Source organism: Hydrogenophaga sp., assembly GCF_030158645.1.
Lineage (GTDB): Bacteria > Pseudomonadota > Gammaproteobacteria > Burkholderiales > Burkholderiaceae_C > Hydrogenophaga.
Map to the genome: position 1 here is coordinate 124,163 of NZ_JAOASO010000089.1, position 23,893 is coordinate 148,055.

At 65.3% G+C, this 23,893-nt stretch carries 23 protein-coding genes and 1 pseudogene; 9 read left to right on the forward strand and 15 right to left on the reverse strand.

What is annotated here, in order from left to right:
- Nucleotides 1-28: 28 nt before the first annotated feature.
- On the reverse strand, nucleotides 29-565 hold the full coding sequence (locus tag Q1W68_RS09885; protein WP_300648463.1) for a chemotaxis protein CheW: 537 nt from the start codon (nucleotides 563-565) through the stop codon (nucleotides 29-31).
- A 113-nt stretch (nucleotides 566-678) separates the two neighbouring features.
- On the opposite strand from Q1W68_RS09885, the gene Q1W68_RS09890 reads away from it, so the two are divergent.
- Both Q1W68_RS09890 and Q1W68_RS09895 read left to right on the forward strand, forming a co-directional pair.
- Complete coding sequence (locus Q1W68_RS09890) at nucleotides 679-1,680, forward strand: NAD(P)H-binding protein (RefSeq protein WP_300648464.1); 1,002 nt, start codon at nucleotides 679-681, stop codon at nucleotides 1,678-1,680.
- Nucleotides 1,681-1,712: 32 nt separating this feature from the next.
- On the forward strand, nucleotides 1,713-2,591 hold the full coding sequence (locus tag Q1W68_RS09895; RefSeq protein WP_300648465.1) for an NUDIX hydrolase: 879 nt from the start codon (nucleotides 1,713-1,715) through the stop codon (nucleotides 2,589-2,591).
- A gap of 295 nt (nucleotides 2,592-2,886) precedes the next feature.
- On the opposite strand, the gene Q1W68_RS09900 is transcribed toward Q1W68_RS09895, so the two are convergent.
- Nucleotides 2,887-3,222, reverse strand: coding sequence for a multidrug efflux SMR transporter (locus tag Q1W68_RS09900; RefSeq protein ID WP_300648467.1), 336 nt, complete (start codon nucleotides 3,220-3,222; stop codon nucleotides 2,887-2,889).
- Between the two features lie 469 nt (nucleotides 3,223-3,691).
- The gene (locus Q1W68_RS09905) at nucleotides 3,692-5,164 is read right to left on the reverse strand and encodes an amidohydrolase family protein (RefSeq protein WP_300648468.1); all 1,473 of its coding nucleotides are present in this window, start codon (nucleotides 5,162-5,164) and stop codon (nucleotides 3,692-3,694) included.
- Nucleotides 5,165-6,299: 1,135 nt separating this feature from the next.
- Between Q1W68_RS09905 and Q1W68_RS09910 the strand changes: the two genes are divergently transcribed.
- From Q1W68_RS09910 to Q1W68_RS09940, 7 genes are all read left to right on the forward strand, one after another.
- Nucleotides 6,300-7,628: a PQQ-dependent sugar dehydrogenase gene (locus Q1W68_RS09910; protein WP_300716433.1), complete on the forward strand. Its 1,329-nt coding sequence runs from the start codon at nucleotides 6,300-6,302 to the stop codon at nucleotides 7,626-7,628.
- 109 nt (nucleotides 7,629-7,737) lie between these two features.
- Entirely contained in the window at nucleotides 7,738-8,103 is a 366-nt protein-coding gene (locus Q1W68_RS09915) for a c-type cytochrome (protein ID WP_300648470.1), read from the forward strand.
- Nucleotides 8,104-8,581: 478 nt separating this feature from the next.
- The gene (locus Q1W68_RS09920) at nucleotides 8,582-10,186 is read left to right on the forward strand and encodes a DUF4331 domain-containing protein (protein ID WP_300648472.1); all 1,605 of its coding nucleotides are present in this window, start codon (nucleotides 8,582-8,584) and stop codon (nucleotides 10,184-10,186) included.
- A gap of 25 nt (nucleotides 10,187-10,211) precedes the next feature.
- Nucleotides 10,212-10,454, forward strand: coding sequence for a hypothetical protein (locus Q1W68_RS09925; protein ID WP_300648473.1), 243 nt, complete (start codon nucleotides 10,212-10,214; stop codon nucleotides 10,452-10,454).
- A 61-nt stretch (nucleotides 10,455-10,515) separates the two neighbouring features.
- Nucleotides 10,516-11,331: a DUF4198 domain-containing protein gene (locus Q1W68_RS09930; protein WP_300648475.1), complete on the forward strand. Its 816-nt coding sequence runs from the start codon at nucleotides 10,516-10,518 to the stop codon at nucleotides 11,329-11,331.
- A 71-nt stretch (nucleotides 11,332-11,402) separates the two neighbouring features.
- On the forward strand, nucleotides 11,403-12,320 hold the full coding sequence (locus Q1W68_RS09935) for an alpha/beta fold hydrolase (RefSeq protein ID WP_300648477.1): 918 nt from the start codon (nucleotides 11,403-11,405) through the stop codon (nucleotides 12,318-12,320).
- Between the two features lie 287 nt (nucleotides 12,321-12,607).
- Entirely contained in the window at nucleotides 12,608-13,447 is an 840-nt protein-coding gene (locus Q1W68_RS09940; protein ID WP_300648479.1) for a PEP-CTERM sorting domain-containing protein, read from the forward strand.
- A gap of 37 nt (nucleotides 13,448-13,484) precedes the next feature.
- On the opposite strand, the gene Q1W68_RS09945 is transcribed toward Q1W68_RS09940, so the two are convergent.
- From Q1W68_RS09945 to Q1W68_RS10000, 12 genes and pseudogenes are all read right to left on the reverse strand, one after another.
- Nucleotides 13,485-14,390: a carotenoid 1,2-hydratase gene (locus Q1W68_RS09945; protein WP_300648480.1), complete on the reverse strand. Its 906-nt coding sequence runs from the start codon at nucleotides 14,388-14,390 to the stop codon at nucleotides 13,485-13,487.
- Nucleotides 14,345-15,880 carry a 1-hydroxycarotenoid 3,4-desaturase CrtD gene (gene crtD / locus Q1W68_RS09950; RefSeq protein ID WP_300716436.1) on the reverse strand — a complete coding sequence of 512 codons (1,536 nt, stop codon included), beginning with the start codon at nucleotides 15,878-15,880 and terminating at the stop codon, nucleotides 14,345-14,347. The genes Q1W68_RS09945 and crtD overlap by 46 nt, the downstream gene beginning before the upstream one ends.
- Nucleotides 15,873-16,655: a hypothetical protein gene (locus Q1W68_RS09955; RefSeq protein ID WP_300716439.1), complete on the reverse strand. Its 783-nt coding sequence runs from the start codon at nucleotides 16,653-16,655 to the stop codon at nucleotides 15,873-15,875. Before Q1W68_RS09955 ends, crtD begins: the two co-directional genes overlap by 8 nt.
- Before the next feature lie 24 nt (nucleotides 16,656-16,679).
- Nucleotides 16,680-17,774: a photosynthetic reaction center cytochrome PufC gene (pufC, locus tag Q1W68_RS09960; protein ID WP_300716441.1), complete on the reverse strand. Its 1,095-nt coding sequence runs from the start codon at nucleotides 17,772-17,774 to the stop codon at nucleotides 16,680-16,682.
- On the reverse strand, nucleotides 17,774-18,748 hold the full coding sequence (gene pufM / locus Q1W68_RS09965; protein WP_300716444.1) for a photosynthetic reaction center subunit M: 975 nt from the start codon (nucleotides 18,746-18,748) through the stop codon (nucleotides 17,774-17,776). The genes pufC and pufM overlap by 1 nt, the downstream gene beginning before the upstream one ends.
- Nucleotides 18,749-18,777: 29 nt before the next feature.
- Nucleotides 18,778-19,602, reverse strand: a complete 825-nt coding sequence (pufL, locus tag Q1W68_RS09970; protein WP_300716446.1) for a photosynthetic reaction center subunit L — start codon at nucleotides 19,600-19,602, stop codon at nucleotides 18,778-18,780.
- Nucleotides 19,603-19,718: 116 nt separating this feature from the next.
- Nucleotides 19,719-19,910, reverse strand: coding sequence for a light-harvesting antenna LH1, alpha subunit (gene pufA, locus Q1W68_RS09975; RefSeq protein WP_300648491.1), 192 nt, complete (start codon nucleotides 19,908-19,910; stop codon nucleotides 19,719-19,721).
- A 17-nt stretch (nucleotides 19,911-19,927) separates the two neighbouring features.
- On the reverse strand, nucleotides 19,928-20,152 hold the full coding sequence (locus Q1W68_RS09980) for a hypothetical protein (protein ID WP_300648493.1): 225 nt from the start codon (nucleotides 20,150-20,152) through the stop codon (nucleotides 19,928-19,930).
- 36 nt (nucleotides 20,153-20,188) lie between these two features.
- Entirely contained in the window at nucleotides 20,189-20,332 is a 144-nt protein-coding gene (gene pufB / locus Q1W68_RS09985) for a light-harvesting antenna LH1, beta subunit (RefSeq protein ID WP_069046185.1), read from the reverse strand.
- Nucleotides 20,333-20,464: 132 nt separating this feature from the next.
- Nucleotides 20,465-21,946 carry a chlorophyllide a reductase subunit Z gene (gene bchZ / locus Q1W68_RS09990; RefSeq protein ID WP_300662300.1) on the reverse strand — a complete coding sequence of 494 codons (1,482 nt, stop codon included), beginning with the start codon at nucleotides 21,944-21,946 and terminating at the stop codon, nucleotides 20,465-20,467.
- On the reverse strand, nucleotides 21,946-23,490 hold the full coding sequence (gene bchY / locus Q1W68_RS09995) for a chlorophyllide a reductase subunit Y (RefSeq protein ID WP_300648497.1): 1,545 nt from the start codon (nucleotides 23,488-23,490) through the stop codon (nucleotides 21,946-21,948). Before bchY ends, bchZ begins: the two co-directional genes overlap by 1 nt.
- A gap of 4 nt (nucleotides 23,491-23,494) precedes the next feature.
- Nucleotides 23,495-23,893 (reverse strand): annotated as a pseudogene (locus tag Q1W68_RS10000) (chlorophyllide reductase iron protein subunit X); the annotation flags it as partial.

Below are 23,893 nucleotides of genomic sequence, written 5' to 3' on the forward strand. Positions count from 1 at the left end.
GGCGGCGCGCGGTGGAAAGCTGGGCGGTTTACTGAACCGGGGGAGCCTGGGTGACCAGGCCCATGTCGGCGCTGCCGATGAGAGCTTCGATGTCGGCCAGGATGAGCATGCGCTCGCCGACGCTGGCGATGCCGGTGATGAAGCCGGCGTCCAGGGTGGTGCTGATCTGCGGTGCGGCCTTGATGTGGTCATGGCTCAGGCGGATCACGTCGCTCACCGAATCGACCACCAGGCCCACCACGCGGTCGTGCACGCTGAGCACGATGACCACGGTCAGTGCGTTGTATTCGACCTTGGCGCAATTGAGCTTGATGCGCATGTCCACGATGGGCACGATCACGCCGCGCAGGTTGACCACGCCCTTGATGAACTCGGGCGCATTGGCGATGCGCGTGGGTTCTTCATAAGAGCGGATCTCCTGCACGCTCAGGATGTCGATGCCGTATTCCTCGGCACCCAGGCGGAAGCTCAGAAATTCACCCGCACTGGCCGAAGCCTGCGCTCGGCCACGGGCGGCCAGGCTGGGTGAAGGGGCGGCAGCGGAGGGGGTGTTGAGGGCGTCCATGGGTCCGAAGATTGGGAGTTGATGGGTCCATATCGGCGCCTGCCCGGGCTTCTTGAGTCGGCCTGAACAACCGGTGACAGCCCAGTCCGGGGTGCGCTCACTAAGATCCAGCCATGCCCCACCCCACACCCCGACGCATCTTCATGCTGGGCGCCACCGGCACCATCGGCCAGGCCACCGTGCGGGCCCTGGTGGCGCGTGGGCACGAGGTCGTGTGTTTTGTGCGCCCACGTGCGGGGGTGGGCGGCAAGCTGCAGGCCGGAGACGTGAGCGCCCTGTTCCCCGGAGCGCTGGTGCGCGTGGGGGATGTGCAAGACCCCGTGTCGCTGGCGAGCGATGGCTTTCGGGGCGAACGCTTCGATGCGCTGGTGTCGTGCCTGGCCTCGCGCACCGGTGTGCCCCGGGATGCCTGGGCCATCGACCACCAGGCGCATGTGCACGCGCTGGATGCTGCTCGACAGGCTGGCGTGTCGCAGGTCGTGCTGCTCTCGGCCATCTGCGTGCAGAAGCCCTTGCTGGCCTTCCAGCAGGCGAAGCTGGCGTTCGAGCAGGTGCTGATCGGTTCGGGGCTGACGCATTCCATCGTGCGGCCCACGGCGTTCTTCAAATCGCTCTCGGGGCAGATCGAGCGGGTGCGACGGGGCAAGCCGTTTCTGGTGTTCGGTGATGGGCTTTCCACCGCCTGCAAGCCCATCAGCGACGACGACCTGGGCGCCTTCATGGCCGATTGCCTGACCGACGCCAGCCGCCACAACCGGGTCCTGCCCATCGGCGGGCCGGGTGAAGCCATCACGCCGCGCCAGCAGGGCGAGCACCTGTTTGCGCTGCTGGGCCGACCACCCCGTTTCAAAAGCGTGCCCGTGGGCTTGCTCGACGCGATCATTGCGGTGCTGGGCGCCGCCGGGCGTGTGGTGCCCGCGCTGGCGGACAAGGCCGAGCTCGCGCGCATCGGGCGTTACTACGCCACCGAATCCATGCTGGTGCTGGACCCGGTGACCCAGCGCTACGACGCTGCGGCCACGCCGTCCACCGGCAGCCAGACGCTGTTTGATTTTTACGCTGACGTGGTGCGCGGCGCCGCTGCGCCCGAGCGCGGCGATCACGCCGTGTTCTGAGCGCCCGCCAATCCCTCACCCACCATCCGCCCATGGCCCTCACGATCAACTCCGACACCGTTCACACACCGCCCGTGCCCTCGGCCACCGTCATCGTGGTGCGCGACGGCCCCAGCGGGCTGGAGGTGCTGCTGGTGCGCCGGCACGGCAACTCGGCCGTGCTGGGTGGGGTGCATGTGTTTCCGGGCGGCAAGCTCGACGCCGCCGACCGCCAGGTCGACCCGGCCTCACTGGATCGCTCGCCCCTCGACTGCGCGCAAGGCTTGAACGAGCCCGGGCTGGACGCCGACACCGCGCTGGGCCTGCACGTGGCCGCCCTGCGCGAGACGTTTGAAGAATGCGGCCTGCTGCTCGGCCAGGTGCACCAGGCCGATCTGGCCCGGCGCGTGCGCGAGCTCACCGCCGCCGGCACCGGCTTCGCTGCCGCGCTGCAGCAGTTGGGCTGCCGGGTGTCCACCGCCAGCGTGCGGCCCTGGTCGCGCTGGATCACGCCGCGCGTGCCCTCGGTGACCAACAAACGCTTCGACACCCGCTTTTTCGTGGCCGCCGCGCCCGCAGGGCAGGCCGCCGAGCACTGCGCGTTTGAAGCCACCGAAGCCGTGTGGATGGCGCCGCGCCAGGGCCTGGAGCGCTACTGGGCGGGTGAGATCGATCTGGCCCCGCCGCAGATCATGAGCCTGAGCCAGCTCGTGCCTTTGCGCACCGCGGCCGATGTGATGGCCGCCGCGCTGAGCCGCCCGCCGGCGCTGATCGAGCCCGAGCCGTTCGACGTGGACGGCGTGCGCGTGATCTGCTACCCCGGCGACCCGGCCCACAGCGTGGCACAGCGGGTCTGGCCCGGCCCCACGCGGCTGAGCTACCGCAACCAGCGCTTCGAGGCTGAGGGCGGCCTGGCGGCACTGCTGGGGTAGGCGGGGGCAGGCCGACAGAGAAGGTGCTCTGGCAGGCATGCGAATGCCTGGACGGGCAGCGCCTTGCGCCACGGCACGGGCCGGCGATGGCCCGAGTGGATGCGACCGGCCTGTTTCGCCGCCGGCGTTCTTCCGATGGGTGATCTGTCGAGGGGTGCTCAGTTCGATTGATTCATGAAGGATTCAATGCTTTCACTGGGCTACGGTGTTTGCGGTCGTCCAGTAGCAGGCGGTTGGGTACTTTTGAAGCGGACGTTCAACGTTCAAGCTGAACGGCTTGAGCGAAGCTCAGGCGTCATTGCTGGTTGCCGAGATTGAGCATGACGACGCCGCCAACGATGCAGACCAAGCCCAGCGCTTTGAGAATGCCCAGATGCTCTCCGTAGACAGCGATTCCGACCAGAGCCGTTGCTGCAGTACCGCTTGCGGCCCAAACTGCGTAAGTGACGCCCATGTCGAGGTGCCGCATGGCAACGGCCATGAGCCAGATGGCAAGTGCGTAACAAGCAGCCGCTGCGACAGATGGAAAGAGTTTGGAGAAGCCATCGGAGTGCTTGAGCGCAACCGTTCCGACAACTTCTGCGATGACGCTGGTTGCAACGAGCAGCCAGGCCAGCAGGCTTGGGTTCATGTGGCACCTCTGCCGTACTTGCTCGTTTGTCACTTGTACCGAGTGACACGAGCAGTGCGGTGGAGCGGTACCCACGGAAGGCCCGCAGTCTAGCAAGGCGGCAGACAAATCCATTCCGCTGAAGCCACTACCCCTGCCTTGAAGGACCGCTTTGCGGATCTTGATGAAGGACTGCAAGGGGCTCGCTGTGGAAGTTCGGCTAGGCCTGATGGAAGCCGGAAGTGCAGCGTCAGCAGTTGTTCGGCTCACCACACCCAACAACGACTGTGTCCGAAAGGGATTCTTGGTATTGGCCGCTGAATGACGGCTCTTGGTCGAAAACTGGTGGCCGAAGGTAGTGGGTATCTCTGCCTGCCGGTGAGTCGCCAAAGAACGTCACCGTCAGTCGCTTCTAAGGACTTGAAAAGCCCTGAGAGCCTTCCGACTCCATCAGCTTACGTTTCCTTCGATCGTGAAAGCCTCACCTCTGTCAGAGCGTGTTCTTGTGGATCTTCCCGTCCTTCATGATCACGCGCAGGTTCTTGTCCGGATCGGCCAGAAAGTCGAGGTTGGCAGCGGGATTCCCATCAGCCACCAGCAAATCGGCCCAAGCACCCGACCCAATGCGCCCCAGCGCGCCTGGGTAGGGGTTTCGCATGCCCGACAGGGCGAGCAGCTCACCGTTGGTGCCCGTGGCCTGGCCCAGCAGAGTCAACGGGTCATAAAAGCGAGTCAGTTTGGCCAGTTGGCGGCCTTGGGATGCAGTGTTTTTGGGGTTAAACAAAATGTCGGTTCCCCAGCCCGTCTTGACGCCGTATTTCTGCGCCATGGCGTAAGCGTTGACTGTGCCTTCGGATACTTGTTTTTGGCTGGCGCGACGTGCGGCGTCTGGGTAGACGTTGCTGTCCTCATCCTGTAAAAAGGGCTGCAAGCTCCACCACACACCCTCGTCACGCATCATGCGCACGCTGGCCTCGTCGGCCAGTTGCCCGTGCTCAATGCACTTCACCCCCGAGCGGATAGAGCGCTGAATGCCTTTGGGTGTGTAGACATGCGTCATCACATAGGTGTTCCAGTCGCTTGCTGCTTCCACGCCAGCACGCAGTTCGCGTTCGGAAAACTGTGTGCTGTCCAGCGGATCGTACGTGGAGGCCACGCCGCCACCGGCCATCATCTTGATCTGCGTGGCTCCCAGCATCAACTGCTCGCGCACACGTCGTAGAACCTGGGCTTCACCATCAGCAATCATGGCCACGCCATTGCTCTCCACCAAACTCAGTGGCGCGTTGTCGGCGCGGGGCAGATCGCCACGAAGGCGGAAATCACCATGGCCCGAAGTCTGAGAGATCATGGCTCCGCTCGGAAAAATGCGCGGACCACTGACCAGTCCTTCATCGATCGCGCGCTTGAGCGCAAAGGCTGGTCCGCCCGTATCTCGCACCGAGGTGAAGCCTCGCATCAGAGTGCGCTGCGCCTCCTGTGCCGCCACCAGATACAGGTAGCCAAGATCGGACGACATGGCGGCGACTTGAGAAATTCCAGCGAGCATGCTGTGCCAATGCACATCGATAAGACCAGGCATGACCAGTTTGCCCTGGCAGTCCAGCAGGCGTGCGCCTTCAACCGTGGCTGATGCGGGCAGCAGCTCTTTGATGCGTTGGCCCTGCACCAACACCTGTACGCCGTCCCTGACTGCCTTACCAGAGCCGTCAAACAGGCGTAAATTGGTGAGCAGCAGTGGCCGCTCATCATCCGCCTGGGTTGTCGCTGCCACCGCGTTCGTAGATAACGCGAACGGAGCTAGCATGGCAGCCACACCGCCCAGAAAGTTGCGTCGCGACAGGTCTTCTGTCACACGCTGGTGCAGACGTTGGCACATGGCGCTGTCGCATGCACAGGCCTTGGCACGGATGGGGCCGAAACTCCATGGAAAGGCTGAGTTTGCTTGACTGAAGAGCGTCATGAGGCAAGTGTCTCGAGGAAAAAGTGGAGGTAATGCTGCTCGTTGGCGTGACAGATCAAGAGGGCCGCCTGATCTTCGGACTGAAACGGACCCCCGCCTCTGCAAAATGGAGCCGTCCCGAAGACAAATAAATTGTTCCGAGCCATCAGCCTTTTTGTACTCGCAGAGGACGGAATGCATCCCCTTACGCACTCATTTCAATGGCCCTGCATAGAAGCACTGGGATCAATCAGAAACTGAAAGATGAGGGCCGTGCTCGCCCACCCCCCCAAACACCCAGGTTTCTCCGCCGCGTGCGCGACGATAGCGCCAAAGCTTGCCTCTGGAAATCAATTCACCAGCACTCTTGTCGAGTTAATTGCGACATCCACCGCCTTTGCACCACCTGGACGAATTCATTCAAGGCCGAGAGCCTGCATGATGCCGGCGTTCCTCAATGGTCATTCCACGTCCAGATTCCCAGTCGACTGATGTGTTGCCAGCGCCGCCACTTGCGGGGCCAGCGCGGAGGACAGAAATCAATATGAAGCTGGCGCCAGGAAGTGCCGAGTGAGGGACTGCACTTGGCCGATTGCCGTCATCCCAGCCGAGCCAATTCGCTGCTCGAAGCCGACCATCCAGGCTCAGCCCGCAGCGGCGACACCCCCTTCCGAGAGCTGCTGCAAAAGCTACCGCCCCCGATCCGTGCTCGGCGCATGAAAGAACGCTTTGTGCCTGCCAGTCTCCACCACCATTCCATGGTCCTTGGAGCCACACGTGGCCGGCTTCGCTGGCCAAGGCCATCGCGTGTGTCACCGTCCGCCTGGCTCAATGCGGTGCCCGCGCTGTGCAAAGGTGGGTCGCCGCAGGCTTGTGACGACCTTTTGGGCAGACAGACCGGTCGCTTGCTTCTGCATCGCAACCCACGACGGCTGGTGCGTCTCGAAGGCGCCGCGAACATTCATGGTCGCCAGACCGAGCTGCATCGGCTGCAACGGCAGCGACGAACAAGGTGGACTGAAAGACCTGGGGCGGCTGCTAGGGAAAACGCTAAGTACCTTGGTGAGTGCCAGGGCTAATCTTTGGGTTGGGGTCATGTCAAGAATGCAAGATCCCAGGAGCCATACCGCTCAAGAAAACCAAATGAGGAGACAACATGACTCAACAGGTACTTTCTGCAGGCACATCGGGCGACTTTCTATCCTCGCACCGCTCGGCGCGATCCCTGCTGCCGATGAGCGTCGCCGCTGTCATCGGGATGGTGATCTCGACTGTTGCCGTCGCGCAGGTAACAGTCAAGGTAGAGGATTTCCAGAAGACCGAGTCGCCTTGGGACATGGCGTTCCTGCCCGACGGCACCATGTTCTTCACCGAGAAGTGCAAGGGCCTGTCTGTGCGCCTGCCCTCAGGCAAAACAACGGCGCTGCTCGGCGTGGGTGGCGCCACGGGCTACGCGAGCGTGAAGGAAGACCTGTTTTGCGATGGCCAAGCGGGCGTGCAGGGCGTCGCCATCGACCCGCAATTCGCGAGCAACCGCTTCGTTTACTTGTATTCCAGCTCGAAGGGCTCGAACCGCACCTACGGCGGTTACAACAACATCGTCATGCGGATGAAGGTGGGCGATTCGTTGTCCTCTGTGTCCGACATCGTCGAGATCATCAACGACATCGGCTACAAGCCCGCCAAGTCGAACCATCCGTTTGGCGGGCCGGGCGCGCACAACGGCGGCCGCCTCCGCTTCAACCCGGGTGACGGCTTTTTGTACGTCACGACGGGCGACAACCACAACGGCGAAGGCCCGCAGAGTCCCACCCAGATCCGCGGCAAGGTGTTGCGCGTGGATCGCGACGGGAAAGCCGCACCGGGGAACAACCCGCCGGCGGGCTTCGACAAACGCATCTTCGCCTACGGCTTTCGCAACCCGCAGGGCATTGCGTTCCGTCCGGGCACGAACGAACCGTTCATTTCGGAGAACGGGCCCTGGCACAGCGACGAGGTCACCAAGCTCGTCAACGGCGGCAACGGTGGTTGGGACCCGCGTGACAACCGCAACGGCCGTGGCGCCTGCCCCGACGGTTACTGCGGTTATTCGCCCAACCAGATGGGCGCCATGCCGCCCGCCGAGCGCAGCGCGTTCATGTCCATGACCGACGTGCGTGCCTACCCCGACGCCATGAAGCCGGCCTGGAACAACAACGGCCTGTCGCAGGGCATGTGTGGCAGTGTGTTCCTGACGGGCAAGCAGTGGAAGGAATGGGAAGGCCGTCTGGCTGTTGGCTACGCCGGCATCGGCATCCACGGCACTCCGACAGGCAACCGCATCGACATCCTTGACATCAGCAAGGACGGCTCCACCGCCACTCGCCAGGAACTGTCCTGGCCGACATTCGCTGGTCGCTTCCGCCACTTGTCCATGGGCCCGGACAACGCGCTTTACGTCGCCGATGAAGCCAGCGGCATGATTTATCGCGTGACGCCGAACTGAGCCTGTTCTGCACGGGGAGCGCTGCCGCTCGGCAGCGCTTTTTTTTATGGATCACTTATTCCCACCCAGACCACCGCTTGAACGTTGGTCACTTCAATCTGTTTTGACCATGAGCCATTTGCAATCTTTCTCCACCACGCGCCGACTGCCCTGGACCACGGTCGTGCTGCTTGCGGGTGTCATGGCGGTGGTCTGGAGCCCCAAGGCCAACGCCGACACCGCACAGCTCCAGACGCTTTTGCAGCGCAACAACTGCACGGCCTGCCACTTGATCGACAAGCGCAAGTACGGACCCAACCTCAATGAAGTGGCTGGCCGCTATGCCGGTCAAGCCGGCGCTGTGGCCATGCTGGCGACCAAGATCCGGGCAGGCGGCAGTGGCGTTTGGGGCGAAGACATGATGCCGCCACAGCCCAACGTCAGTGAGGCCGATGCTCGTACGTTGGCAGAACTCATCCTGGCGCTCAAGCCCTGAACGACGACGTCCGCGAAACGGCGCTCCAGAACCTGAAGCGTCACACCACAAGACGGGTCGATTCCATGCGAAGTCACGACCCGTCTGGCGAGCCTCTGCAGAGGCCTTTCAGCATGCAGCGTTCCGATCGGCAGCGCACCCTGTCCGATGGGAGATCTGCCGCCCATGGAGCACAAGGTTCTCACGGTCACCGATCCATGCGGCTTGACCGGACCTCACCAGACCGTGGCAGCTGAAAGCCCAGCTCTGGACCTGGCCATGCTCGAAGCAACGCTCCCCGGGCTCATGGCAACGCGCCACCAAGGCCATGGTCAGTCCCAACAAATCAGGCCATCAGTCGCATCTGATCTGTCACCCGGCGGCAGGTCTTGGGGTTTGTCCTTTGGTTCTACAGGGTCATCCAGATTGTTGAATCCATCACGCCCCTGGGTACGTATTGGGTATGCAGATCGCTGCACCCACAACCCAGGAGCACCCCATGAAACTGAAACCCGCATCCATCGCCAGAGGATGTCTGTTGATGGCCGTCGCCAGCGCGGCCATGGCGTCGAGTCACCGCGAAGGCCCGTTCATCACCACCGTGCCCAAGGTGGACGGCACCGATTTCTACATGTTTCGCAGCTACGAAGGCGTGGCCGTCGACGGCACCGGCGGGCGCTCGGCGTACACCACGCTGATCGCCAACTACCAGCCGCTGCAAGGCCCCTACGGCGGCCCCAATTACTTCTCGATGGACCCGAACGCGCTGTATGAGATCCACGTGGACAACAACGGCGATGCGAAGGAAGACATCACCTTCCAGTTCCGTTTCAAGAACAACCTCAAGGGCATTCCGCTGAACATCGGCAACGCCTCGGTGGCGATCCCGTTGATCCAGGCCGGCGCGGTGTCCGCTCCCAACGACGGCAACCTCAACCTCAATGAGAGCTACAGCCTGACCGTGGTGCGTGGCGACCGCCGCAAAGGCACGGCGCAGACCGTGGCGGCCTCTCTGCCGAAGCCGGTGGACTACATCGGCCAGAAAACGCTGGGCAACCCGGCGGCCTACAAGGCCTATGCCGACCAGCACATCCACACCGTCAACATCCCCGGCTGCAGCTTGCCCGCCCGGGTGTTCGTGGGCCAGCGCCAGGAGGGCTTTGCGGTCAACCTCGGCCGCATCTTCGACCTGGTTGACGCGCCGCTGGCGACCCTGCTCAGCCCCGCTGCCAAAGACGCCGAGGGTGCCAACGGCAACCACTATGTGCAGAAGCAGAATGTGACCTCGCTGGCGCTGGAAGTGCCCACGAGCTGCCTGACGGCCGGCAGTGAGACGGTCATCGGTGGCTGGACCACAGCCAGCTTGCGCCAGGCGCGCCTGCTCAACGGCGCACCTCCATCGGGTCATCAGACGAGCGAAAAGGCCGGCGGTGCGTGGACGCAGGTCTCGCGCCTGGGCAATCCGCTGGTCAACGAGGTCGTGATCGGTCTGCCGGACAAGGACAAGTTCAACGCCTCGTCGCCCAAGGACGACGGCCAGTTCCTGACCTACGTGACCAACCCCACGCTGCCCGCGCTGCTGGGTCTGGTGCTCGCTGGCGATCCCGCTGCCGCCGCGCCCACCAACCTGCCGCGCACCGACCTGGCCACCACCTTCCTCACCGGCATCGCCACCGTGAACAAGCCCGCAAACCCGACCCCGTCGGAGATGTTGCGCCTGAACACGGCCGTGCCGCCCGTTCCGTTTGCCAGCCAGAACCGGCTGGGCGTGGCCGGCAACGCGCTCAACACCGACCCCGGCAAGGTCAATGACAACGCCGGGTTCCCCAACGGTCGCCGCCCCAAGGACGACGTGGTCGACATCGCGCTGGTGGCCATGCTCGGTGGTCTGTGCGTCATCAACGGCGACGGCAACGTGTTGGGTCTCAACAGCGTGCCCGGCGTGCCTTCGCTCACCTCGGCGTGCAAGCCGTCCAGCGTGCCGCTGGGTGCCCAGTCGGCCAACGTGCACGACGCGGTCGACCAGGCGGTGGTGCCGTTCCTTCCGGGCTTCCCCTACCTCAACACGCCCAACCCAGGTTCGGTGAACCTGATGATGCCGTGATGCAGCACCTCCACAAGGACACACCATGAGACACCAACTTGCGAAATCGGTGCTGGCGGTGACCGTCACCGCGGCAGCGCTGGCCGGCTGTGGCGGGGGTGGCGGTGACGCCGCTGCACCCGCCCAGCCCCAGGCCGCCACGCCCTTCATGGGCACTACCGTGCAGTCGCTGCTGGACTACATGAACCAGCTGATTGCCCAGACCAGCGAGACCAGCGAACCGGAACCGGTGGACAACAAGCCACTGCCGGTGGACGACACGGTCTGACAGCGGGTTTTCAACGCAACAGGAGCGGGTCGGCACAGCGGATGTGTCGGCCCGTTGTCACATGAACAAATGGATCTTTTCCGCCGTGCTGTGGCTCGCAACGGCTGTGCAGGCGCACGAATTCTGGATGGTTCCCGACCGCTTCTCGCCGCCGGTGCGCGGCGAGGTCGAACTTGCCTTGCGCGTGGGTGAAAACTTTGTTGGCGACCCGGTCGGCTTCGGGCGGCCCATGGCCGAGTCCCTGCGCTGGTTCAGCCGGGGCGGTGAGGTCGTTCTCACACCGCAGTTGCCCGACCACCTGGCGCAGGACAGCGTGGCGCTGGCCTTCGATCGGCCCGGTGCCCAGCTGATCGTGCTCGACACGCGCCCCTTCACCATCACCTTGTCGCCGGACACGTTCAACGCCTATTTGCGCGAGGAAGGTCTGGAGCGCGTGTTGGCGCAGCGCAAGGCCACCGGACAGGACGCCCAGCCCGGGCGCGAGCGTTATCGCCGCCACGTCAAGACCTTGCTGCGCGTGGGCGGCCAGAGCGACGCGAGTTTTGGCGTGCGCGCGGGGCAGACGCTGGAGATCGTGCCGCTGGCCGATCCGCAGCGCCTGCGCCCGGGGGCAGCGTTGCCGTTGCAGGTGCTGTTCAACGGTGCGCCGCTGGAGGGTGCCCTTGTGAAAGTCTGGAACCAGCGCGGGGCCCAGCTCAATGTGCTGCGCACCCGCATCGACGCGGCGGGCCGCAGCACCACCACCTTGCCGTGGGCGGGTGTGTGGATGGCCAGTGTGGTGCACATGGTGCCCACCACCGATGGGCAGGGCCAGGACTGGGACAGCCACTGGGGCAACCTCACGTTTGAAATGCCGTTCCCGCCAGCGGGGCGTTGACGGCAACGGAGCGCGCGACGGCTACCCTCGGTGGTTTGTTCATTTGTCGAGGTGCTCCGTTGAAAATGTCGATGCTGTTGCGAGGCGCGATCGTGGTGGTGGTGCCGGCGCTGTTGCTGCTGGCCTTCTGGCTCTGGACGCCCGACAAGCCACGCAGCGAGTTGCAGGCGCGTTACCTGGCCGCGCCAGGCGACCTCGTGCCCGTGGGCCCCTGGCGGCTGCACGTGCGCGACAGCGGCCCCAAGGGCGCGCCCGCCGTGCTGATGCTGCATGGCTTCGGCGGCAGCCTGCACAGTTGGGAGGTATGGGCCCAGGCCCTGAGCACCAGCCACCGCGTGATCCGATTCGACCTGCCCGGCCATGGCCTGAGCGAGCCCGATCCGGCGGGCGACTACACCGATGCGCGCAGCATTCAGCTCACGCTCGCGCTCATGGACCAGCTCGGCGTGGCGCGCGCGAGCATCGTGGGGCATTCGATCGGCGGCCGCATCGCCTGGACCTTCGCCGCGCGCCATCCCGGGCGCACCGATCGCCTCGTGCTGGTGGCGCCCGACGGTTTTGCCAGTCCCGGCTTTGCGTACGGCCGGGCCACCGAGGTGCCCGCCGTGCTGGGGCTGATGCGCCACGTGTTGCCCAAGGCGGTGTTGCGCATGAACCTCGAACCCGCCTACGCCAACCCGCAGTCGCTCACCGATGAGCTCACCACGCGCTACCACGACCTCATGCTCGCACCCGGCGCGCGCGACGCCATGTTCAAGCGCCTGCAGCAGACGGTGCTGACCGACCCCCGTCCCCTGCTGGGCGCCATCAACGCGCCCACCTTGCTGGTCTGGGGCGAGGCCGACGCGATGATTCCGGTGGCCAACGCGCAGGACTACCTGCGCGCCCTGAAAAACAGCCGGCTGGTCACGTTCCCCGCCGTGGGGCACCTGCCGCAAGAAGAAGCAGCGCAGGCCTCACTCGGGGCTGTGCGCGATTTCCTGCGCTGAAACGTGGGGTTTCCACCCCGCCGGGGCGGTCGGGCGTGCGCGGCGGGCGAGTCTGGTCGGTGTGTGCGGTCGTCGCTGTCGATTTTTTTTCCAGTTTGGCGGCTGTTGCGACCGACCGATTGGAAAGATCCTTGCCAGGCTTGAAGATTTTTTGTTTGGCACGATGCATGCGACGGCGGACTCGCCAATGCTTTTCGCGCCATCTGTCCAGGTGTCTGTGCTGAAAGATGTCGAGCGCCACCTGCGCTGGGGCGATTCTGTGTCCACTCTTTTGAGGAGTCGTGATCGTGAAAAACCCCACCCACCGGATCTGGCTTGCAGCGCTGCTCACAGGGGCATCCTGCCTCGCGCAAGCGGCGCCCATCAACCTCACGACGTGGTCGCCCCTGACGCTCACCTACCCGGGTGGCCAGCCGGCCGGCAACTGGGTGTTGGCTCCAGGCAACCTGGCGGTCACCCAGACCGTCAACGCCGACCCGTCGTTCTATCTGAACAACCTCAATCAGACCAACTACTCGATCCAGGGCTCATGGCAAGTGCTGGAGACCGGGGGTGACGACGACTACATGGGGTTCGTTTTCGGCTACCAGAACTCGAGCAACTTTTACCTCTTCGACTGGAAGCAAGGCACCCAGAACTACGCCGGCACGACCGCCGTGGAAGGCATGACGGTGAAGAAAATGACCGGCGCCACGGGCGATGGTCTGGTCGACCTGTCGCTCGCCGAGTTCTGGGAAAACGAGGTCAACTTTGGCGACATGGACGTGTTGGCCACCAACCATGCGTCGAACAAAGGGTGGGCGGACAACACGCTCTACGATTTCCGGCTCGACTTCAACGTGGTCGCGGGCGAGTTCACCATCGTCGTCAAGGAGGGGGCCACGGAGTTGTGGAACGTGACGGTGGCGGACAACACCTTTGCCGCCGGTCAGTTCGGCTTCTACAACTTCTCCCAGCAATCGGTGCGCTATGCGGGCTTTGAGCAGGAGGGGGGTGTCATCGTTGACCCCAACCCGGTTCCCGAGCCGGGTTCCTTGCCCCTGATGGCGATCGGGCTGGCGCTGGTCGCGGTGGCGTGGCGTCAGCGTCGAACGCCGACGCCTGCCGCTGCCCTGCACGGGCATTGAACACAGGGCCCGATCTGACCTGACCGGGTGACGGGTTTCAACCCCGCCGTGGCATGCGCCAGGGGAGCATCGCCTGCACCACGGGCGAGACCAGCCGGGGCACGCGCAAGGTCTCGTGAAAGCTCGACACGCTCTCGCCGAGCAGGCTGCTCTGGAGGATGGCGCGCTGGTAAAACGGCGTGTCTTCGAGTTGTTGTGTCACGAGCACCTGCGAGTCGCTGCGCATGCGCCGGTCGATGCGCCAGGCGGTGCGCGGCAAGGCTTTCAATGGCGGCGCCTCGAACGGCTGCACGCTGCCGTGGCGCCCGAAGCGCAAGGCCAACAGCTTGCCTTGTTCCTTGCCGGGCTCCACGTCGTACAGCACGGCGGTGCTGCCGTCCTTCATGGCGCTGCGCGACCAGTCCCATTCGGTGAACGCGCGTTCCACGGGTTCATCGCCTTCGTTGCTGTCCAGATAGGCGTGGCCGCTCCAGCGCTGCTCGGGGTGCTGCAGCTTCACCTCTACGCGGGCGTGGGGCGCGATCGGTCCCCAGCGGTGGCGGCCGTGTGCATCGAGTGCGGTGCTGAACTTGAACAGCTGGTGCGTGCGCAACGTCACCGTGCCGCGGATGCGCCGCGGGACGGGCACGCCCACCTCGTCGATGCGGATGGTGAGCGCATCCCCATGCCATTCGAGCTGGCTGGGGCCGATCTTGAAATGCGTGGTGTCGCGCCGGTTGTGCGCGGCGCCGCGTTCGGTCATGGACCAGCGGCGCGCGCCCGCGCTGTAGAGCGCCACGTTGAGCGCGCAGAAGTTGTCGGGGTCGGTCGGGCCGCGTTTGCGCGCCCAGGCGTAGTAGGGCGAGAACACGCTGCCGACAAACGCGATGATGCTCAGGCCGAACTGGCCGTCGTCGCTCAGGGCGTCGACGTACCACCAGAGGTAGCCACCCGAGGGGACCACCTGGTCAAAGCGGGGCTCGCCATCACGGCCGCGGCCGCCAGCTGGCCCGAAAGCGCCGCCATCGGGACCCCCGGGCCCGGGTGGACGCTCCCCCCCGCCAGGAAAAGGCCCGTGACCGGTGTGCTGGCGCTGGAGCGGGCGAACGCCGAGGTCCAGCCGTGGGTCGCCTGCCCATAGAGGGCGCCCCCTGTGGCCGGAAAGAGCCGGTGAAAGTCCACCGGCGTGGTGCGGATCGACGGGGGCTCGGCGCTCTCGATCCGAAGTCCACAGCGGCGCAGCAGGGCAAAGCTGGAGTTCTCGCATTGTTCGATCGCCTCGGGTGTGATGGTTTGAAGGTCGCCTGCGGCCGGTGCGTTCACCAGGCAGAGCAGGCGTTCGCGGCCCGTGGGCGCAGCCAGGTCGGTGCCCCGGTCCTGCGCGCACACGTACACCGTGGGTTGGCCGGGGAGCTGGCCGTGGCCGAAGATGTCGATGAACTCGCTGGCGTAGTCGCTGCGGAAGAACACGTTGTGCCGGTCCAGTGCGAGGCCGCTGGTGCGTGTGTGGACCGACCAGGTGATGGCCGAGAGCGAGCGCGGCGGGGCCTTGGGTTTCACCGCGCGGCGCGCGGGCTGACCGAGCAGGCCGGTGCGCAAGGCGGCCACGTCGCCGTTGAAGACCACGCTGTCGGCTGACAGGGTCTCACCGCCGGCCAAAGTGACACCGCTCACACGGCCTTTGTTGACTTCGATGCGTTCGCACGGGCTGAGGTAGCGGAACGTCACCCCGCGCTCGCGGGCCAGCCGTTCCAGGCAGCGCGCCAGGGCGTGCATGCCGCCGTCGATCGCCCACACGCCGTCGAGCTCCACCTGTGCGATCAGCATCAGGGTGGCGGGGGCTTCCCAGGGCGAGGAGCCGGTGTAGGTGGCGTAGCGGCCGAACAGCTGGCGCAGGCGCGGATCGGTGAAGTGCCGACCCAGGCTCTGCCAGAGGCTGCGCATGGGGCCGAGCGCGGCCAGGGTGGCCAGGCCGCGCACACCCAGGCCCATCGACATGCCCAGCATGCTGGGCGAGGCGCTGCGGATGTAGGGGCCTTCCAGCGCCTGGTAGGCGGCTTTGGCTTGCGCGCAGAAATGCTGGAAGCGTTGTGCCTCGGCCATGCCGGCAAACTGCGCCACCGCGTCGGTGGATCGCTTCGGGTCGGCGAAGAGGTCGAGCGATGCGCCACCGTCCCACCAATGGCGGGCCAGCACCGGCAGTGGGCGGATGCGCAGCTCGGCTTCCAGCGTGGTCCCCACCGACGCCAGGATCTGGTCGAACACCCAGCGCATGGTGAACACCGTGGGGCCGCTGTCGATGGCGGCGCCGTCCACCACCAGCTGGCGCACCTTGCCGCCGGGCGTGGCCGCAGCCTCGACCACGGTCACATCCAGTCCCTGCTGGGCCAGTTGCAGGGCCGACACCAGACCCGCCATGCCGGCGCCGATGACCACCACCTTGTGGTCAGCCATGGGGCGTCCCTTCGACCGGCTCGGTGGTGACCATGGCATTCGGCGCAATCCACTGGCCCTGGTGCTGCAGCAGGCGCATGCGCACGAACATCGATTCGGAGAAATAGTGGTGCCGGTAGGCCGCTTCGATGGCCGCCTGGTGTGCACCCTGGTGCGCGTAGTCGAGCATGGACGAGGTGTCTTTCCACAGGCTGAAGGTGCACTGGCGCACCAGCGGTGCTTCGCCCAGGCCCATGGCCAGCGTGCAGCCCGCGGCCGACTGCATGGCCGCCTGCGTGGCCGGTGCGTTGCGCCAGAAGGCCATGGCCTTGGCGGGGCGGATGCTGGCGCGGGTGATCACGGCCAGCGGCCGCGCCGCACCGGCGTCGTCGTGCACGGTGTGGTCGGGCTTGAGGTGGGTGGCCGGTGTGGGGCCCCAGGCCTCACCGTCCCATTGGCCGCGCGAGGAGAGCACCTCGTGCACGCCGCTCCAGAACTGCGCAGCGCGCTGGCGGTAGGCCTGCACGATCGGGCCAGCGAGGAAGGCGTCGGCTTGCTCGGCGTGGTCGAACATCACGATCAGGCCCTGGTGGCTGGCGCTGGGTCGGATGCTGAAGCCACCGCCGTGGCCACTGCCCATGACCTTGGCGAACACCACACCGGGCACGCCCTTGAGCGACGCCGAACCCTGCACCATGCGCATCCAGCCCCAGGCCTGGTGTTCGCGCAGGTAGTTCACCAGCACCACCACCACCACCCCCGAGAGGGTGATCACATCGGGTGTGGTCTCAGCCATGTGTGAACCTGGCTGTCGCCAGCGTCACTGTTTGGGTGCTTCGGCGGCCGGGGCAGCCGCTGCGTCGGGCGCGGCCGGGGCCGCCGCCGTGTAGGGCCGGTAGGCAGCGAGTTCCGGGTGGTCCTTGAGCATGGGCGCACCCAGCAGGGGCTTGTAGGCACCCTGGTGGCAGGTGGCGCAGTTCATCTTGGCCACGTCGCCGAGTTCGCCCTTGCGGTTGCTCGGGAAGACATCGGTCAGCGGCTCCATGTAGGCCAGGTTCAGGTCGCGCGCCATGCGGATGCCGTGCCAGGCCGTCACGCGCTGGGTCGGCGCACCGTCCCACTTGCCGAAGTTCTGCGTGTTGTGGCAGTAGGTGCAGTTCACGCCCAGCGAGGCCGACATGTGCGTCATGAGCGCGTAGGTTTTCTCGGTGCGCTGGATGCTTTCGCCTTGGCCCCCGCTGGTGGGCAAGGCCTTGGTGGCGTTGACGCGGATCGGCTCGTCTTTGAGCAGGTAGGGGGTGAACGGGTCGTAGGGCAGCGAGGCCAGCTTCACGCTGTCGGCCGGCGTGTTCTGTCCGGTCTTGTTGCCCATGAAGTTCGAGCCCTGGGGCTGGCTGTCGGCGGTGAACCAGATCTCCTTGGGCACCGGGTTGCCGCGGTGGCAGGTGTAGCAGGTCACACCGGTCTCGGCCACGTGGGTTTTCCAGTCGGTGTTGATGTGCTGCGTCATCTGCACCATGCGACGCGCCACCACCTTGGTGTAGAGGCTGTCGTCGGCGAAGTTGGCACCGTTGTGGCAGTAGTTGCAGCCCTGCTCGGGTGCCACCCAGGCCGTCATGTTGACCATGAGGCGGGTGAACTCGCCCACGCTCAGGTCGCCCAGCACCTTCACGTTCTGGTAGATCTGTCCGGCCTTGGGGCCGTCGGCGCTGGCTGCGGGAGAAGCCTCAGGCACCTGGTTGGCCGCGAGCACATCGGCCTGTATGCGCGGGTTGACCACCTGGACCATGCCGGTGCCCCGGTAGCCGTTTTGCGTGGACTCCATGGGCGGGCGCTCGCAGCCGCTGAGCAGCACCAGTGTGCCCAGGGCCAGTGCACCCAGCCAGGTGCGGTGTTTGAAGGTGGGTGTTTTCATCACTTGGCTCCTGGTGCAAGCGCCGGGTCCATCACGGCGGGAAAGACATCGGGGTAGGGCGGTGCCACACCGTGCTTGATCGCCCAGAGGTACCAGTTGTCCACCACGGTGCCGGTCAGCAGGATGCCGATGCCACCCACCAGCGGGCACAGCACGGCGAACCACCAGGCCCAGCGGTGAATGGATTCCATCGTGGCGTTGAAGCCCATGGTCCAGCGCCAGAACAGGGCGGCGCGTTCGCTGGCCGTGCCGCGGTCCACGATCTGCTCGATCTCGCGTTCACCACCGAAGCGGCTCACCGCCAGGATGGTCGCGCCGTGCATGGCAAACAGCAGCGTGGAGCCGTAGAGGAAGGCGATCGAGAGCGCGTGGAAGGGGTTGTAGAAGAGGTTGCCGTAGCGCAGCGAGAAGGCGGCCGTCCAGTCGAGGTGGGGGAAGATGCCGAAGGGCACCGCCTCGCTCCACGAACCCATGAGCACCGGGCGGATCAGACCGAGCACCAGGAAGAGCCAGATGGCTGCGGCAAACGCCCAGGCCACGTGGGTGCCCATGCCCAGGGCGCGTGCGCGGCGGTAGGTGCGGGCCCACCACAGGATCACCGAGACCGTGAGGAACATGCCGGAGATCTGCCACCACCCGCCTTCGTTGAGCGGCGCCAGTCCGAGTCCGGCGCCGGCCGCTGGTGGCTCCAGCGAGAGCCAGAACAGCTGGCGCACGAACTGGATCGGGTCCCAGTTCACCGAGGCCAGCATGTTCAGACCCATGATGTTGATCGACAGGATGCCGAAGAACAGCGCGGCCACACCAAGTGTGCCGAGGTAGACGGGGCCGATCTGCGCGTTGCCGAAGCGGCCCAGCAGATGGAAGATGTACGGCTTGTCGCCGATGCGGGGGTCCTGCCCGTGGCCGAGCTCGACGCCGTGGTGCACCGGGCCTGTGGCCTGCACCGTTGTGAAGAGGTTTTGGTATTGCATGGTGTGCTCCTGTTCTTTTGTTCAGATGCTCAGGACCAGATCGGCAGGTTCAGCCACCAGCCCCACCATTCGGGCCAGCCGCGGCTCCAGAACGGTCCGCTGATCACGATGCACAGGGCGCTGAACAGCACGGCAGCCAGCGCCAGGAACAGGCCCAGGCGGTGGATGCCCAGGGTGCCGATGGAGTAGCCGATGGTGTCGCGGAAGAAGGTGTCTTCGTGCTCGGGCGCCTTGACCTTTTCACCCGCGGCCGGGTTGGTGGCCGAGAGGATCAGCGAGCCGTGCAGCGACAGCGCGAAGGTGGTGGCGAAGAAGAAGCTCACCGCCAGCATGTGCGCCGGGTTGTAGTGGAAGTGCAGGTACTGGTAGCCCACGTTGGACACCCAGTCGAGGTGGCTGAAGATGCCGTAGGGGAAACCGTGTCCCCAGGCGCCCAGCAACACCGGGCGGATCACCACCAGGGTCACATACGCCAGGATGGCCACGCCGAAGGCAAAGGGCACGTGGTAGCCCATGCCCAGCTTGCGGCAGATTTCGATCTCTCGCATCATCCAGGAGCCGAAGGCACCGATCGCACAGACCGTGATCAGCTGCCACAGGCCGCCTTCCATCATCGGCGCGAAACGCAGGCCGTAGGAGAGGTCGGGGGGCGCAATGCTGATTTGCCAGAGATTCCAGGTGGGCCCTTGCGAGGCACCCCAGAGGATCATGGCCGTGCCCAGGATCGTGAAGAACAGGGTGGTGACACCGAAAAATCCGACGTAGAAGGGACCCACCCAGAAATCGAACAGGTCGCCGCCAACCAGTGTTCCGCCTCGAACCCGGTATTTCTTTTCAAAGTTGAGCATGGCCATGGTGCGGCCCTCCTGTCTCAGGTGGTTTGGACTTCTGACGTCTTTGCAAATGGGGGAGGGGAGCAGATGCTGCACTGGCCCACGCCAGTTTCAGCACCTGCACACCTCGAACGAAGTCAGGACTTCGCTGCGGGGGTGGCCGCCGGCATGCTTTGCGCGGTCGGTGCGGCGGTCTTGGGGCCGTCCAGCCAGTTGAACTTGTTCGTGCTCAGCAGGATGAGGTGAATCATCGCAGCCAGAGCAAAGAGGAAAACGCCCTGCGCAACCATGGTGCGGACAGGATCGAAAAGGCGCCAGATTCTCCACATGATGGGATCTCCTAATTTCAAATGATGTGAGACATGAAGGTGTAGACCGCGGCATGCACGCCCGAGAAGATGCTGGTCTTGTGCTCCGCGCCAGGCAGCCAGAACTGCCAGTGCATGCCGACCAGTTGGCCCAGTACGGCAAGCGACAGCAGGAGCAGGAAGCAGGGGGCAAAGATCAGGACAAACGAAAGCTTGTCACCGCTCAGGGAAGGCTTATGGGCTTCATAAGACATATCGTTCATGGCAGTTGTCCTTTCACGAAAAGTTAGCCGTGTGGGTCAGAGCCAGGGCCGCCAGAACCACACCAGCAAATGGGCGACAACGGCGATGGCCGTGAACCCAATGAAGCCTTGGATGTAGTACTGGTGGAACTCCTGAGCTTCATCGTCCGTCAGGCCGGAAACAGATGTCCGTGTCGACATGGGATGCTCCTTTTCAATGTGGCCGTGAGGCCATCGATGCGCCCAGCCCGCGCACCATGGGCAGCTGCAGCGACATGCCGCAACGTGAGGTTGACCCGACGCAAGCGCCGTGGTCGAAGAGTGAAAAACGGGTCATGCAAATTCCCCCAGGCCCATCGACTGGCCAGCGGTGTTCACATGCGATTCATTGACAGCGGCTTCGCCGCTTTCGCGCGCCTGGCGCTCGGCCTCGTCGCGCAGCCGCTTGGCGGCCGAAATCTGGACCAACACCGGCTGGTTGGAAATGAGCGCGTGCAGCCGGGCCTGGGCCTTGTCGTCCCAGGGCGTTGAAAGACCGGCCACTTCGCCGCGTGCCAGCGTGGGGTCGACCTTGTCCATGTCGGTGCCCAGCGGCAGGATGTGGAACAGCGCGTCGAACAGCGAGTTGCACACCTCTTGAATGAGGTAGGTGGCGCCGCTGTAGCCCATGAACGGCGTGCCGGTGTGGCGGCGGATGATGGCGCCCGGGAACGAGGCCGGGATGTAGGTCGCCTTCATTGGCCCCTGGCTGCCGGCCTCGGCGAGGTACATGCGTTCGTTGTAGCTGCCGAAGAGGATCAGCGGCATCTGGGTGCGCACCAGCTCGCGCACCGCGGCGTTGTCGGTTTTTTCGCCGGCCTTGCGGGAAACGGCGAACTTGCAGGGCATGCCCATCTCGGTTTCCAGGAAGTGCTGGATGCCGCGCGCATAGGTTTCACCCGCCACCACCGCGAAGCTGGCGGTGGCGAAGAAGTCTTGCGTCACCGAGCGCCACAGGTCCCACACCGGCTTGATGGTGGTGTGCTTCTCGCGCTCGATGAAGGGTTCCGGGTCCAGGCCCAGCAGCTCGCCCAGCGTGCGCAGGAATTTGGTGGTGCTGTGCAGGCCGATGGGGGCTTGCAAATAGGGCCGGTCCAGCGCTTCGCAGAGCATGCGGCCGAACTCGCGGTACATGCAGATGTTCACGTCGGCTTCGACCAGGCGCGACACTTCGGAGAGGTGGCTGCCCAGCGGGAAGACCATGTTGATGTCGGCGCCGATGCCCTGCACCAGGCGGCGAATCTCGGCCAGGTCGCTCGGGCTGTTGAAGGTGCCGTAGCTCGGGCCGATGATGTTCACGCGCGGTTTTTCGCCGGCAGGGCGCTCGGCAAAGGGCTTGCGGGCCGGCACCTTCTTCATGCCGTATTCGCTCCAGAGCCAGAACATCGCGCGGTTGGCGCATTGCCACTGGTCTTCGTCGATGGTGCGCGGCAGAAAGCGCATGAGGTTGGTGCCCTCGGGCGTCACACCGCCACCGATCATTTCGGCGATCGAGCCGGTGACCACCACGGCGGGCAGCTCGGGGTCGAGCACCGCGTGCGCGCGTTTCATCGAGCCCTCGGTGCCTTCGCGGCCCAGCTGTTCTTCGGCCAGGCCGGTCACCACGATGGGGAGCTCGTGCGGGGGCAGCGCGTCGGTGTAGTGCAGCACCGAGGTGACGGGGAGGTTCTCGCAGCCCACCGGGCCATCAATGACCACCTGGAGGCCCTTGATGGCGGTGAACACATAGACGGCACCCCAGTAGCCGCCCGCGCGATCGTGGTCGAGTACCAACATCAGCCCATCTCCTCGGCTTTGCGCTTCTTCGCCTGCTTGTCCAGCTGGCGGCGCTGTTCCTTGCGGAAGTCCGGATAGTCTTTCGGCACGTCTTCCCAGACACCGGCTTTGTCGCCGTTGCCCACGCTGCCGAAAAAGTCCTTCATCTGGTCGAAGCGGTGCTGGTTGCCCATGGCGGCGTTGATCACCTGGATCAGCGAGCCGGCACCGGCCACGCCCATCAGCGGGCGGGCAGAAATCAGGTTGGTGTAGTAGAGCGACGGGATGCTGGCTTCCTTGGCCGCTTGCACGACCGGCGTGGTGCCGATGGCCAGCTGTGGCTGGTACTCGCGCATGGCGTCCAGGTCGTTTTCCAGCGAGGCGCGGAACTGCACCTGCACGCCTTTGGACTTGAGCCACGCGGCGTCGTGGGCATTCCACGGCGTGGCCGGGCAGGCCGAGCCCACGTAGCGCAGATCGGCGCCACATTCCACCAGCAGGCGGCCCACCAGCAGTTCGGAGCCTTCGTAGCCGCTGAGCGTGATGCGGCCGTTGATCTTCTGTTGCGACAGCACGCCGCGGATGGCGGCCAGCGTGGCGTTGCGCGCCACGTCGATCTGCGCCTGCGCCACACCGGTGGCCTGGCCGATGGCACCCAGCCAGTCGTGCGTGCCGTCCACACCCACCGGGGCGGAGCCCACGATCGTGCGGCCAGCGGCTTCAAATTCACGGATGCTGGCCGTGTAGAAGGGGTGGATGGCGGCCACGGCCACGCTGTCGAGCGCGGTGTAGAGCTCGCGCCATTCGCGGGTGGGGGCCACCGTGCCGACCGCCAGGCCCATGGGCGCGATCATCTGCGCGATCAGCATCGGGTCGGCCGGGAACATCTCGCCGAGCAGCGTGATGGTGGGCTTGTCGCTGCGCGCCTGGCGAGGGGCGGGCACCGGGCCGGCCATGATTTCGCTGCGGGCGTACTTCAGCATGGCGCCGGTCAGCACGTCTTTCGCTTCTGCATGCGTCGGCACGCCGAAGCCCGGCACGTCGATGCCGATGATGCGCACGCCGTTGATGGCCTTGGGCAGGATCTGCAGCGGCACACCGCTGGCCGTGGGCACGCACAGGTTGATGATGACGATGGCGTCCAGCTTCTCGGGATCGGCCTGGGCGTGCACCGCTTCGCTGATGTCCTCGAACAGCTTGCCGGTCACCAGCGATTCGCTGTTGAAGGGCACATAACCCACGCTGCGGCGAGCGCCGTAGAAGTGGCTGGTGAAGGTGAGGCCGTACACGCAGCAGGCCGAGCCGCTGAGGATGGTGGCGGTGCGCCGCATGCGCAGGCCCACCCGCAGCGAACCGAAGGCCGGGCACATGCTTTGTGGCTGGTCGTGCGGGCCGGCGTTTTCGCGCTGGGGGTAGTCGGCGGCGTACTGCGCCAGGATCTCGCTCTTGCCGGCCGACTTGGCCGCGGCCAGAAGCGTCTCGCCGCCGGCGTGGCAACCCATGCCATCGCCTTCGATGGCGGTGGTGGCCTTCGCGGGGATGATGGGGATGGTGGTGCCGCTCATGGCTTCAGACCTCGTCGTACACAACTTCGAGGGTGGGCTTGCTGGTGTCGGTCTTGCCGCACATGTCGAACTGGGTGGCGGGCTCCAGCACCACGTCGCGGCCCACGGCCGAGGCGGAGAACAGGCCGAGCAGTTCGTCCTGCGTCATGGGCTTGGGGCGCATGGGGGTGGAGTTGCCCACGTTCTCGGCGAGCTGGGCGAACATGGGGCCCCACACCGATTCGGGGCGGCCGATGATTTCGTAGCTGGCGCTCTTGCGGCGGATGTCGTCGTCGGCCGGGATCACCGAGAGCACCGGGATGCCGACCGCTTCGGCAAAGTTCATCGCCTCGCCGGTGCCGTCGTCGCGGTTGATCACCATGCCGGCCACGCCGACGTTGCCGCCGAGCTTGCGGAAGTACTC

What these genes read in the sequence shown, in the direction of transcription:
- bchY (WP_300648497.1), bottom strand. Translation starts at nt 23,490, where the DNA reads ATGAGCGGCACCACCATCCCCATCATCCCCGCGAAGGCCACCACCGCC.
- pufL (WP_300716446.1), bottom strand. Translation starts at nt 19,602, where the DNA reads ATGGCCATGCTCAACTTTGAAAAGAAATACCGGGTTCGAGGCGGAACA.
- pufB (WP_069046185.1), bottom strand. Translation starts at nt 20,332, where the DNA reads ATGTCGACACGGACATCTGTTTCCGGCCTGACGGACGATGAAGCTCAG.
- Q1W68_RS09890 (WP_300648464.1), top strand. Translation starts at nt 679, where the DNA reads ATGCCCCACCCCACACCCCGACGCATCTTCATGCTGGGCGCCACCGGC.
- Q1W68_RS09920 (WP_300648472.1), top strand. Translation starts at nt 8,582, where the DNA reads ATGAAACTGAAACCCGCATCCATCGCCAGAGGATGTCTGTTGATGGCC.
- Q1W68_RS09885 (WP_300648463.1), bottom strand. Translation starts at nt 565, where the DNA reads ATGGACGCCCTCAACACCCCCTCCGCTGCCGCCCCTTCACCCAGCCTG.
- Q1W68_RS09905 (WP_300648468.1), bottom strand. Translation starts at nt 5,164, where the DNA reads ATGACGCTCTTCAGTCAAGCAAACTCAGCCTTTCCATGGAGTTTCGGC.
- Q1W68_RS09900 (WP_300648467.1), bottom strand. Translation starts at nt 3,222, where the DNA reads ATGAACCCAAGCCTGCTGGCCTGGCTGCTCGTTGCAACCAGCGTCATC.
- Q1W68_RS09895 (WP_300648465.1), top strand. Translation starts at nt 1,713, where the DNA reads ATGGCCCTCACGATCAACTCCGACACCGTTCACACACCGCCCGTGCCC.
- Q1W68_RS09925 (WP_300648473.1), top strand. Translation starts at nt 10,212, where the DNA reads ATGAGACACCAACTTGCGAAATCGGTGCTGGCGGTGACCGTCACCGCG.
- Q1W68_RS09910 (WP_300716433.1), top strand. Translation starts at nt 6,300, where the DNA reads ATGACTCAACAGGTACTTTCTGCAGGCACATCGGGCGACTTTCTATCC.
- pufM (WP_300716444.1), bottom strand. Translation starts at nt 18,748, where the DNA reads ATGCAATACCAAAACCTCTTCACAACGGTGCAGGCCACAGGCCCGGTG.
- Q1W68_RS09915 (WP_300648470.1), top strand. Translation starts at nt 7,738, where the DNA reads ATGAGCCATTTGCAATCTTTCTCCACCACGCGCCGACTGCCCTGGACC.
- bchZ (WP_300662300.1), bottom strand. Translation starts at nt 21,946, where the DNA reads ATGTTGGTACTCGACCACGATCGCGCGGGCGGCTACTGGGGTGCCGTC.
- Q1W68_RS09930 (WP_300648475.1), top strand. Translation starts at nt 10,516, where the DNA reads ATGAACAAATGGATCTTTTCCGCCGTGCTGTGGCTCGCAACGGCTGTG.
- pufC (WP_300716441.1), bottom strand. Translation starts at nt 17,774, where the DNA reads ATGAAAACACCCACCTTCAAACACCGCACCTGGCTGGGTGCACTGGCC.
- Q1W68_RS09935 (WP_300648477.1), top strand. Translation starts at nt 11,403, where the DNA reads ATGCTGTTGCGAGGCGCGATCGTGGTGGTGGTGCCGGCGCTGTTGCTG.
- pufA (WP_300648491.1), bottom strand. Translation starts at nt 19,910, where the DNA reads ATGTGGAGAATCTGGCGCCTTTTCGATCCTGTCCGCACCATGGTTGCG.
- Q1W68_RS09980 (WP_300648493.1), bottom strand. Translation starts at nt 20,152, where the DNA reads ATGAACGATATGTCTTATGAAGCCCATAAGCCTTCCCTGAGCGGTGAC.
- Q1W68_RS09955 (WP_300716439.1), bottom strand. Translation starts at nt 16,655, where the DNA reads ATGGCTGAGACCACACCCGATGTGATCACCCTCTCGGGGGTGGTGGTG.
- crtD (WP_300716436.1), bottom strand. Translation starts at nt 15,880, where the DNA reads ATGGCTGACCACAAGGTGGTGGTCATCGGCGCCGGCATGGCGGGTCTG.